This window comes from Granulicatella sp. WM01 (genome assembly GCF_004570605.1).
GTDB lineage: Bacteria > Bacillota > Bacilli > Lactobacillales > Aerococcaceae > WM01.
Genome location: NZ_SPPB01000067.1, coordinates 1 through 8,781, shown reverse-complemented (window position 1 = coordinate 8,781; position 8,781 = coordinate 1). Strand labels below are relative to the sequence as shown.

The following is an 8,781-nucleotide window of genomic DNA, read 5'->3' as shown; positions in this document are numbered from 1 at the left end:
CATGTGAAGCACCTCTTTACTATTTTCTCTCAACTTATAGTTTACTGGTTTGCTTCACTTTTTTCTATAAAAAAATAATCGTGTTGGCGAACTTTTTTGTTCACCAACACGATTTATTGTACACCCTCTTTTCTATATGAGCATGCTGTCTAGATCAATACGTTGCACTTTTATACTTAACAAAAATCAGAAATAGAAGTATGACATTACAATTAAGTACCGAAGAAAAACAAATTATCAAAAAAGCATTAAAAAATAAAAAAGTAGCACCTTATCATAGAAAATTACAAGCACTCCTTCTGCATTCGGAAAGACTATCTTTTAATAAGATTTCTAAAATTGTAGCCTATGTCCCACAAACGATAAAGAATACGGTTGATACCTATAAGGAGAAAGGAATAGAAGGCATTTTAACAGAAAATCGTGGTGGACGTCACCGTTGCTATATGACAAAGGAAGAAGAGGAAAACTTTTTAAAAGAAGCATTGGAAAAAGCTTTGAAAGGGGAATATATTACTATTCAAAGTTTTTATGAAGTTTATCAAGAGAAGATAGGAAGAACAACAACTAAGGAGGGATTTTACGCCCTTATAAAACGTCATGGGTGGAGAAAAGTAGAGCCACGTCCTCAACACCCTAAAAAAGCAGACGCTAATGTGATTTATGCGTCTAAAAATAAAATCCTCATTCATGAGAGCAAGAAAGCGTTTCAAACATCACCCTCGTTATAAAAATGTTCACCTAATGTATCAAGACGAGGCAGGATTTGGTCGTATTAGTAAAATAGGGGTGTGCTGGGCACCTAAAGGATATAGCCCCCATGTTTCAAGTCATTATATTCGAGAGTGTCGTTATTGTTACGGAGCTGTGGATGCTCATACAGGTGAACCCTTTTTCATCATAGCAGGAGGTTATAATAGTGCATAGATGAACGAATTTTTAAAACAACTATCTCTGGCATTCCCAGAAGATTATATTATTTTAGCTATGGATAATGCTGTTTGGCACAAATCAAGAAACCTTGATATACCACATCATATAGAATTTACGTTTATTCCTCCATACACGCCTGAAATGAATCCAATTGAACAAGTTTGGGCAGAGATTCTGAAACGTGAGGTTAAGAACAGAGCTTTTAAACCATTGGAAGACGTTATTAATCAACTTCAAAAGATTATTCAGAGTTTGAATTGCTCGGCTTTAAAAACTATTGTCCATAGAGAATCTATTTCGTCTATTTTTGATTTCCATTGATTGTTAATCGTTTATTTTTAAAAAAATCGATAGAAATTTCTATCCGCTCATACGATTGCTCAATATTTGGTCACCAACACCATTTAACATATAAGCTATTCATTATAGAATCCCAAAAAAGAATACCCTTATGCAAGAGTATTCTTCCTCAAAATCTACTATGGACGAGCTTTACAAGATACAAAAAAATTATGGAATTTATATGGAGAGATAAACTATTAAGTTTATCTCTCTATCTCAATAAAAAATTATGAACAGCGTTTAACGTCAGTAAATATGATAAAACTGAAAACAATATTACTAAAAAAACGAGAAAAGAAACTGATTCAAATTGTTTTGTTTTAAAAATAAATTTGCGAATTACTTGTATCGGATTTTTCTTTTTTCTATCAATATAAACACTGAATACACGTAACAATAAGATATAAGATATCATTTGTTGAATTGCTCCTATAGATACACCTAAAATTTTATATACTGATATAAAAAATTTTCTTGTATCAACTATTGACGGACTCATTGTTACCACCATTTCCTTAATGTTAAATCCATAATATAATGTTAATGTGGAAACAACCATTGAAACAATAATGAATTTAACGGTAACTTTTTGAACTTCCTTGCTAAAAGATATAATAAATAAAAATATAATAGATAATATTAAAGGTATAAGTCCAAACCACTTTAAGAACAAAGATATATACTCTACATATTCTTTGAAAAAATTAACAATTATAGAAACAATCAATACTCCTACAATAATAATTCCCCATACATCATTATCACTCAACTTTTGACTGTATACATATTCCTTTTTTCTTTTTGCAACATAATTATATTCTGGAGAATCGATAAAAAAGGTTTTTGTAGATATTTCTATATTTGTACTAAATATCATTACCATGAAATTTTTAAATTTGGAATTTAAAAATTTAACTTTGTCGACAAGTGTTCTTATAACTAAAATTAAAAAACCTAATATCAGCGCTTTAATAATATCTTCAGGTATTGTTTTAACTAATCCAAACAACCAATTTATAATTGTATCAGGCATACACTACCCTCCTAGTTTTTTTGTATTAAACCACTCAAAAGTAAGAACTTCAATTATATTAACTTCAAAAGGTTTACTTTTCCCATAACAAATACCATTTTTTACTAAATATGCCTCAACATAATGTCTACCTGCATAGCAAGTTTCTTCTGTCCTTATTCTTTTTCCTTGTTCAAGCTTAGAATTATAAAAGTCTCCTCTTAAGCAATTTGCATTGATTGCTTCGCAACCAGTATTGGTTATTTGCCAGTATATATCATAGTCTTTTATATTAAGTGTAGGTACATTGACTTCAAATCTAAGTTTTCCTTTTTTATTCAAAGCTTCACCACTTTTTATTTGTTTAAATCTGAAACCATGCCAACTATAATATGCTTTTATCTCTACGTCAGTCTTAGCAATACTTGACATTTTCCATTTAGGTTTTTGATGATGACTTAAAGAATTTAACGAGATTCCAATTTCATTAGTATTTTTTCGCAAACTTCTCTGCATATAAAACAAACTCTCATTTAAGGACAATACTTTATTATCTACGCTAAAATCAACTTTAAGTTGATTATACCACTTCAAAAAATTTTCAAAATATTTTCTATCCTTATCCCATTTCAAAGATAATTTCTCATTTCTATTAATCGGATTATAAATACAAGGATTTTCATATTCAATTCCGCTCAAAAGATTTTTAACTACATTCAATAATAATGTTTTAAAATCCTCACTAATAATCGTACATTTAGGATAAATTTTTGCAACCAAAGTAGTAATTATAACAGAAGACGGTTTTTGTTCCATATCATCTTCAAACATAACTTCTGCATGTCTCTTTAATAATTGCACAATTCTTTGTAATGGAGTTTTTATTTTATAATCTGGAATTTCTTCTATCTTTGCATAAAATCGTTTAGCATATGATTCTTTTATCATTTGAAAATCGCTTTGTTTTTTGAACCAATCGGAATATCCTTTAGGATTACTAACTTCCCAGTCAAATGTTATATTATCATAGTTATCACTTCTTTTATCTGAAATTGCAATATTTCCATCATCCGTATCATTCCAAGGAACAGCAGGTAAAATATCTATATGAAAATTTGATTCATCTGCATAATTTAATGTCCAACACCTATTGCTTTCTTTTGGAAAATTTTCCATACTATGCTTTAACCAGTAATTTTTAACTACTTTTCCAAGTTCGTCTTTTAATTCTCTTTGAGTCTGGTGATGTCTTCTTTTTTTAGTCAGATTGCAAACAATATCTATATCATACGCACCTTCTTCAGTAAGAGGTTTAATTGCTGTTCCTAATTTAATAGAACCTTGTAGGTAAATATCCGGACTATATTCTGCTAGGTCAGATTCTTTTATATAGTTTGCAATTGCCTTATACCTGTTTGATGCTTTTTCATAATTTGATTCAGAAACATCAATTTCATTAATAAGCTCTTTTATCTCCTTCGACATTTCAAATTTTTTCATTTTATTACCCTCTCTTCTTAAACAATATATTGCGAATGGACTCCTATTTTAAATGATTTTCCTCTTATATCAACACATTCCTTTTCAATATCTTCTCTATCTACAAGCTTAATTAAATCATTCCCTTCTTTTACATATTTATATATCATATCAATATATTCATTTGTTAAATGGATCTCATAAATATCAAACAATAATATTTCATTCTTTTTAAAATGCTTAGAATAAGCCATTTTAGGTTTTATTTGCTTTAAAAATTCTATTCTCATGCTACTTAGAACTTCTATAGGCAATATGTTATTTTTTATAATTTCTTCATAAAACTCTCTATATACCGCTACTTCCCTATTTTCTCTACTATCAAACCAATTTAGAACTTTGCTAATATTTTTTCCTTTGGTACAAAATCTTAAATCTTCTTTTTCATAAAACCCTAGTTTATTTTCAAAAATAATATTCAAATTCCTTTCAATAGTACTAAACGAACTACAAACCTTATATACTCCACCAACAGGTTGCAGTTGTTCTATTTTACTTCCCTTAATTAAAAGATATTTATCATCTATTTTTATTTTATATAAATACGCAATGCTAAACCTAATATCTTCGTTCCGATGTATCAACGATTTTACAAACAACCCTATTCTTCTATAATTAGTTGCAAATATACCAATCAAAAAACAAATTCCACTGCTAATCAAATTAATTCCTATATTTTCTAACACTTATATCCCTACACTTTCATTATTATTCCCACTTAATTTCTTCATTAACTTTTTGATGAATATCTACTCTATTATCAACATCAATTAAATTTACTAACCAACCATTTAATGTACAATTTCTGATAAATTCATCAATTCTATTAACTCCATTCATTTCTTTGAGTGTTACAACAACACCAAACCTAACTCCTACGCCATCTTGGGGATCTAATCGGTTATTTGTCTTTACTTCCATACCCCAGTTTTTATTTTTATAGGAGTCTTTTGGTATCATTCTTTTTGTAGCACTCTCTGCGATATACTTAACATTATCCCATTTTCTAAACTGTTTTCTGGCTTCACCTTCCAAAAGATAATTTCTTTCTCCATCTAATGTTTCTTCTGTATTTTGTTTATCACCCTTAATATCCTTGATTTTTTTATCATCTCCTAATCGACCAAAATGCAAATTCAATTCTGTATTTGTATAGTCAACACCTTGCAATCTATCACACAATGGAAAATAACACATCGTAGCTTTCGCAATATATGGATACTTATTATCCTTTAGAGGAACTGGAAAATCGTAGTTATAAGTATTCCATTTTTCACTAATATCTGATACCACAAATTTTATTTCATCATCTTTTGTTTGAATAATATCGTTTATATGAATTGGTACAACTCCATGCCCATATAAAGCAACTTCCTCAGGAGTCGGTTTTTCATCCCAACCTCTTGCAGCATCAATAATCATGGCTTTTGCAACTTCTCTATTAAGTCCTAACACATCAATTAAATAAGATAATTTTCTCGCAATCCAAGGTGCAGCATAAGAAGTTCCGGCAACACTCGCAAACCCTAAAGGTTCACAAACTCTAATGTACTCTTCTTCACTGCCTCCATAATAGCTCACATCAGGCTTTGCAAAGAAAGATAATACTAACCCTTTACGAGCATATTTAGTAGACAGACCATTCTTACTAACTGAATTTACAACTATACTATTAACAGAATCTGCCGGAGATCCTATTTTTACTATATCTGCACTTGGTTTATTTGTTCCTGCTACAACAAATATTACATTGTTTTCAAACTGAATTTTATCTAGTGTTGCAGCTTCAGCAGAAATAAAGTTGTCATTAATTTCCTGATTACTACCAAGTGAAATATTCCAGACTTTTATATCTGAATTATTTACTACAATACTCTTTATTTTCTTTATTATTGAAAATGAAGAAAATTCAGCACCTACCGCTACTCCAAAATGCCTAACCTTAAACCTTCCACAGCCATCATCCAGCCAAGGATTTAATCTTGCTCCATCAACAATAATGGAAGATACTGCTGTCCCGTGATTATAATCTTTTGGATTTTTTGGTATATCTTCTGAGACCATATCATGATATTCAACCCAATCACTAAAATAAACACTTCCATCAAATAAGGTATCTATCACCCCAATTGTTGGTTCAATAGTTGGAGATGGTATAGTTACCATTTTTGTTTGATATTCATTGATGAAATCATCAGGTGATAAACTTGACAAATCAACGGTTGCCATTGAAACAAGATAAGGTGCTTTTACAAAAAGTAGTGCTACCTGTTTTTCGTCTAAGTAAACAGTTTGATCATCTAAAATTCTGCTACTTAAAATATCTATACCTAATCTTTCAAATAATAATTTTGTATCTTCTCTTACATCATACAAAGTTATAATACTCTGTTTTACATCTATCGTAGGTAACTCTACCTCAAAAGAATCAATATACGATACATCTGCAATCACCTGTTTAAATGTAGACATACTTACAGAAAAATCTTTAAAAACTGTTGGATTAACAATATTTTTATCTTCAAATATATTCTTGCTGATCTTACCCTCAAATTTTTGAGACAATATATTTGAAGTATCTGTAATCAATTCTATGCTTTTTGTCAAATCATACTCATCAAGAAAATATGTGATGATGTGTTTACTTTTATCTCTATTAAATTTTGCTCCAACAATTGCTTCATTAGAATTAGCCCCTTTAAAAAGTCCAGAAATCCGATTACTTTTCGCAACAATTTTATTATAATAAACACTAACCAAAACACCTTCAAACGGCTTTGTTTCTTTATCCCAAAATTCTTTAATTTGGCTTAACTGAGATTTTAACCTTAACAAATACTGTGTGCTAACATCATTTTTTCCATTCATAGCTATACCACCGCCATTACTATTTTTACGTGCTTGTACAAAGCGTTTCCCTTTTAATTCCAAAACATTATTCACTATCTATTTCCTCCTTTTTCAGCTTTCTTGATACAGCACTTTTAGATTCCCCTTTTAATTTTTCTATTTCTCTTACAGTAAAACCTTCTTCATGAAGTTGGCTTACGTCCTTTTGATCCAAGTTTCCTATCAAACTATTGTACAATCTTTTCAAATAATCATACTCAGAACCAACATCACTAAATGCAAGTGATGTTTTTATAATGTTTTTTAATTCTCCGGGATAAGGTATTTTTTTTGCTATCCTTAATATTTTTTTAAATAATCTTGTATCCTTGGATATTCCTTTAAAATTCTTGATAAATGAAGAAAAATAATATTCAGCAACTTCTATTAAATCCTCATCACTATACCTATTGAAATTAATAACAGCATCAAATCTCCTAATTAATGCTTTATCAAAATTTGAATATAGATTAGTTGTTGCAATAAGTACAATCTCTTTATTAAGGTCTGTCAATCTATCTAATTCTCTTAAAATTGTGGATGTTACTCTTCCCATCTCTCTAATATCATTAGAATTAACTCTATCCAAAGCAATAACATCAATTTCATCAAATAAAACCACAACCTTATTTGCATTTGGAAGCATATTTATTTCTCTAAATACTTTTATTATATTTTTATTAGTCTGTCCCAACTTGCTATCTATCAAGTTTTCAAAATCCACTCTAAAAAGAGATCTATCCAATAATCTTGCAACATTTTTAGCTGCTTCTGTTTTTCCACTTCCCGGTAATCCTTCAAATAAAAATTTATTAATACCCACATTATGGTTTACAGCATTAATAATACCTTTTATATCTTCTGTTATTTCAAGTGGTAAATTTAAAGCCTCTAAATTTCTTATTTCTACTTGTTTTAAAAACTCACTTTCAAAATCACTACTTTGTGGTGAATATAAATTTAATTCAGATATTAACCCCATAATATATTCGGATAACTGATAATCTCCTATGCTATCAAAATATCTTGCTATTGCTATCGCCTCATTCCTAAAGGAATTTTCATTCCTTTCCACATGGTATTTTATTAAATTCAAAACATTTTGTTTTTTCATATTTTCATACCTCCTATTTTCTTTATTATTATATCACAATTCGGGACAAATTCAAATGTTTATGGGACAAATATTTTAATTTTTATCAATCGAATGTGATAATGGCTTAAAGTAATCGAATGACAAAATGTCCCAAAATGATACACTAAAGATGTGAAAAAGATAGAATTAACAGTGAATGAAATAAAAAAATATAACGTCATCAAAGCCGTTCATCATGGCAAAAAAACAAAACAACGTGCCTGTGTTGAATTAACATTATCATTAAGACAAATTAACCGACTACTTCACAATTATGTTCAATTGGGTAAGTCAGCTTTTTCTCATAAAAATAAAAAACGCTCTCCAAAGCATAGTCTACCTGAATCTACTAAAACTTTTATTGTAGAACTATACCAATCATTTATCAATTTAAAACCTAATGTTGTTCATTTTACTGAAATGTTAAAACAAGAACATGGCATCAATTTAACAGATACAACTGTTCGTACCATTCTCTATAACCATGGGATGACTTCTCCCAAAACACATCGTAAAACAGTAAAACGACTAAAACAACAGAAAAAAGTAGCACAACAGGTGAGACATGAATTGTCTATAAACTTACCCCGTTCTTGTGAGTTTCTAGCAGATAGTAACACTATCCACCCTAGTCGTCCGAGAAAAAAATATTGTGGCGAACTGATACAAATGGACGCTAGCCAATTCAGATGGTTTGGTCAAACTGTCTCTCATCTTCATGTTGCCATTGATGATGCTTCTGGTAATAGTGTTGGTGCCTATTTTGCCCCACAAGAAACGCTAACAGGCTATTATCAGGTGTTACATCAGATATTAAGCAATTATGGTATTCCTGCTGCTTTTTTGACGGATAGACGAACGGTATTTGATTATCAAAGGAAAGGGACTCAACAGCTTCAAGACGATACCATGACACAGTTTGGTTTTGCTT

Annotated in this window: 5 protein-coding genes and 2 pseudogenes; 2 read left to right on the top strand and 5 right to left on the bottom strand. The window is 29.9% G+C overall.

What is annotated here, in order from left to right; translation table 11 throughout:
- Positions 1-200 precede the first annotated feature (200 nt).
- Positions 201-1,254 (top strand): annotated as a pseudogene (locus tag E4T68_RS07725) (IS630 family transposase).
- 232 nt (positions 1,255-1,486) lie between these two features.
- Here the strand turns inward: E4T68_RS07725 and E4T68_RS07720 are convergent.
- From E4T68_RS07720 to E4T68_RS07700, 5 genes are read right to left on the bottom strand one after another with little or no spacing between them, the layout of a single operon-like run.
- Positions 1,487-2,308 carry a hypothetical protein gene (locus E4T68_RS07720; protein WP_135125733.1) on the bottom strand — a complete coding sequence of 274 codons (822 nt, stop codon included), beginning with the start codon at positions 2,306-2,308 and terminating at the stop codon, positions 1,487-1,489.
- Positions 2,309-2,311: 3 nt separating this feature from the next.
- Positions 2,312-3,787: a nucleotidyltransferase gene (locus E4T68_RS07715; RefSeq protein WP_135125731.1), complete on the bottom strand. Its 1,476-nt coding sequence runs from the start codon at positions 3,785-3,787 to the stop codon at positions 2,312-2,314.
- A 17-nt stretch (positions 3,788-3,804) separates the two neighbouring features.
- Complete coding sequence (locus E4T68_RS07710; RefSeq protein ID WP_135125729.1) at positions 3,805-4,512, bottom strand: HU-CCDC81 and SPOR domain-containing protein; 708 nt, start codon at positions 4,510-4,512, stop codon at positions 3,805-3,807.
- A gap of 22 nt (positions 4,513-4,534) precedes the next feature.
- The gene (locus E4T68_RS07705; RefSeq protein ID WP_135125727.1) at positions 4,535-6,769 is read right to left on the bottom strand and encodes a S8 family peptidase; all 2,235 of its coding nucleotides are present in this window, start codon (positions 6,767-6,769) and stop codon (positions 4,535-4,537) included.
- The gene (locus tag E4T68_RS07700) at positions 6,762-7,829 is read right to left on the bottom strand and encodes an ATP-binding protein (RefSeq protein ID WP_135125724.1); all 1,068 of its coding nucleotides are present in this window, start codon (positions 7,827-7,829) and stop codon (positions 6,762-6,764) included. The genes E4T68_RS07705 and E4T68_RS07700 overlap by 8 nt, the downstream gene beginning before the upstream one ends.
- Positions 7,830-7,982: 153 nt before the next feature.
- On the opposite strand from E4T68_RS07700, the pseudogene E4T68_RS07695 reads away from it, so the two are divergent.
- A pseudogene (locus tag E4T68_RS07695) lies at positions 7,983-8,781 on the top strand (ISNCY family transposase); the annotation flags it as partial.